This is a genomic window from Sutterella wadsworthensis 2_1_59BFAA (genome assembly GCF_000297775.1).
Classification (GTDB): Bacteria; Pseudomonadota; Gammaproteobacteria; order Burkholderiales; family Burkholderiaceae_F; genus Sutterella; species Sutterella wadsworthensis_A.
The window spans coordinates 57,503-60,103 of sequence record NZ_JH815515.1 but is presented as its reverse complement, the minus strand read 5'-3'; the positions used below and the strand labels follow the sequence as shown (position 1 = coordinate 60,103).

Annotated in this window: 2 protein-coding genes; one reads left to right on the top strand and one right to left on the bottom strand. The window is 63.7% G+C overall.

Going from position 1 to position 2,601, the window contains the following annotated elements; all coding sequences use genetic code 11:
* Window positions 1–201 precede the first annotated feature (201 nt).
* Entirely contained in the window at window positions 202–1,131 is a 930-nt protein-coding gene (locus HMPREF9465_RS04390; RefSeq protein WP_147645244.1) for a hypothetical protein, read from the top strand.
* Here HMPREF9465_RS04390 and HMPREF9465_RS04385 read toward each other — a convergent pair.
* Window positions 1,128–2,375: a hypothetical protein gene (locus tag HMPREF9465_RS04385; protein ID WP_005434472.1), complete on the bottom strand. Its 1,248-nt coding sequence runs from the start codon at window positions 2,373–2,375 to the stop codon at window positions 1,128–1,130. The genes HMPREF9465_RS04390 and HMPREF9465_RS04385 overlap by 4 nt on opposite strands.
* Window positions 2,376–2,601: the final 226 nt, after the last annotated feature.

Below are 2,601 nucleotides of genomic sequence, written 5' to 3'. Positions count from 1 at the left end.
GTGTACCGTGTTCGCGTTGACAAGCGCGACGACTGGCTCACCCGGGCTTTGCAGGATCCGACGGATCCCACAAAGCCCAGAAAAGTGAAGTACTGTCGGATCGTGCGTGAAATGCGCAAAGGCAAGGAGCGCTTTTTCCTTCAGCTCGTTGCCGAAGGGTCAAGCCCCCTGAAGCACGCCTACGCCGGCAAGGATCTGCGCATGGCCATTGATCCGGGACTCGGTTCGCTCACTTATGCGACTGAGGACGGGACAATTGCCAAAGTGCAGATTGCGCCGAGCGCGGACACGGATCACCGTGCCATACGCCGAATCCAGCGTGCGATGGAGCGAAGCCGCCGTGCGACGAATCCCGACAACTACGAAGCTGTTGACGTTGTTCGTCACGGCAAAAAGAAGAAGTCCTTCAAGGTGAAGTCCGGAAGGCTTCAGTGGCGTTTCTCGAAGCGCTACGAAAAACTCCGGTCGGAACTTGCGGAGATGCTTCGTCTTTGCGCCGCCACGCGAAAGCGCGAGCACGGTGAAGTCTGCAACTGGCTTCTCGGCCATGCAGGCCACATCATTGTGGAGGACAACTCCTTCAAGGCGTTCCAAAAAGGACATTTTGGCAAGTCCATCGGGCGACATGCTCCGGCGGCGTTCTACACCCAACTGACAAGCAAGGCTGAAAGCGCCGGTTTGCAGGTAACGGTTGTATCGCCAAGGAAGCTCAAGCCCTCTCAGCACAATCTGCTGACGGGCCAATTTGTCAAGCACGAACTTTGGGAGCGCCGCGTGCGACTGGGTGAAGATGATGACGAACGCTGGATCGACCGCGATGCGGCGGCTTGTCTGAATCTGTTGTACGCAGATCTTGAAAAACAAACCTACGCCCCGGAACGGATCCGTGAGGCCGTTCTAGCCGGAGTAACAGCCTGGCTTGACGCCGGTGTCGTAGTCATTCAAGCCCGAGAAGGGATCACCGAGCGCGAGTTCGGGAGGTTCCGACGGCGGGGGATTCCGTCCTCCACCGTACAAGGGCTGCGTCAGCGAGGATTTCGTGGTCGGAGTGACAGCAAATCGGGGACAACCCCGAGGCGCAAAGCCTCGACTGTATCGAAACCCTCCCACTTCAGTGGCGAGGTTGTTTAGCGGATCATTTCGATGTCGGCGCGCCTGCTGCAGGGTACGAGGGCCTTGACGGGGGCCTGCCAGTAGGGGTTCGAGCGGGTGGAGGTGAGGCAGGGATCGTTGAGGAAGCCCGGATCGATGCGCACGGCGCCTTCGAGCGACTTGCGAAGCGCTGCGCGCGCCTTGGCGCCGCCCTTTCGGAGGTCTCCGCCCATGTCGGGCGCCGAGACGAAGCGGCTGCCGCCAAGGGAGATGCCTGCGGCCCTGACGCCGTTGACAGGCCTGAAGACGAGCACGTCGCCGGGCTTGAACCTGTCGAGCGATCTGCCGCCGTCGGCCTTCGGATAGGCGGCGAGCAGCATGTCGGGATCGCGCTGCACGATGAGGTCGCGGGCGAGGAAGACGCTGCGAAGGAAGGAGCCGCCGTCCGCGTGGCGGCCCGAGGCGGCCTCCCGCACCGCCGTCTCCGAGAGGGCCTTCATGAAGGCGGCGGGATCGCTTCGGCGTTCGCTCTCCTCGCGACGCTCGAAGTCGGCGAGCTTCTCGACGGCGGAGACCGCGATGGTGCCGCGACGCCCGTCGGGGAGCGCGGCGCGCATGACGCCGTCGCCCGCGCCGTCAAGGCGAAGGACCGCACCGCGGGGCAGCACGACGTCGGCGGACGGGGCGCTTTCCTCCTGCAGGGGCTTGAAGACGGCCTTGTCGGCCGTCACGATGAGCCTTTCGTGCCTGTTGCGGATGAGGATCTCGGTCTCGGTGCAGGGACGCACGTCCGTGCTTCGGGCTAGACCGATCGAGCCGTCGGGCAGGCGCAGGAGCGTCATGCCGTCCTTCTCGTCAAGGCGTGCGGCGGGCGTGCCTGCGGGGACCGTCGTGACGGGACGGCCCGAGAGGTCCGTGATGCGGGTCACGGGGGCCGTCGTGAAGGCCCAGACCTTCTTCTTCAGGTCGTCCGAGTCGGGCAGGAGCTTAACGCGCACGTCGACGGGGCGCTTCTGAACGTAGTAGGCGGCGCGCAGGTCGGAGAGCGCTTCGGCGGAGTCCGTGCGGCCCTTGAGCACCGTGATGCCGCCGCTCGTTTCGGCCGTCACCTCGAAGAGCTTCGTGCGCGGATCGGGCGCATGAGTGCGCTTGACGCCGTCAATGATGGCGGCATCGTCCCCAGGCGCCGTTTCGACGGTGATGAGGGGCGCGGCGGAGACGGTGCCCGGGCCTGCAAGTCCGAGAGAGAGGACGAGGGCGAGGGCAGGAAAAAGGCGGAGCATGGCGGAAGTTCCTCCGTGATGACGGTTGTGCCGACATTGTGCCTCAAAAGAGGACCTAAACAACCTCGCCACTGAAGTGGGAGGGTTTCGATTCAGTCGAGGCTTTTCGCCTCGGGGTTGTCCCCGATTTGCTGTCACTCCGACCACGAAATCCTTGCTGACGCAACCCTTGTACGGTAAGGGACGGAATCCCCCGCCGTCGGAACCTCCCGAACTCGCGCTCGGT

Bases quoted from the DNA above. Each gene is read 5' to 3' on its own strand.
- HMPREF9465_RS04390 (WP_147645244.1), top strand. From the start codon at position 202: ATGGCCATTGATCCGGGACTCGGTTCGCTCACTTATGCGACTGAGGAC.
- HMPREF9465_RS04385 (WP_005434472.1), bottom strand. From the start codon at position 2,375: ATGCTCCGCCTTTTTCCTGCCCTCGCCCTCGTCCTCTCTCTCGGACTT.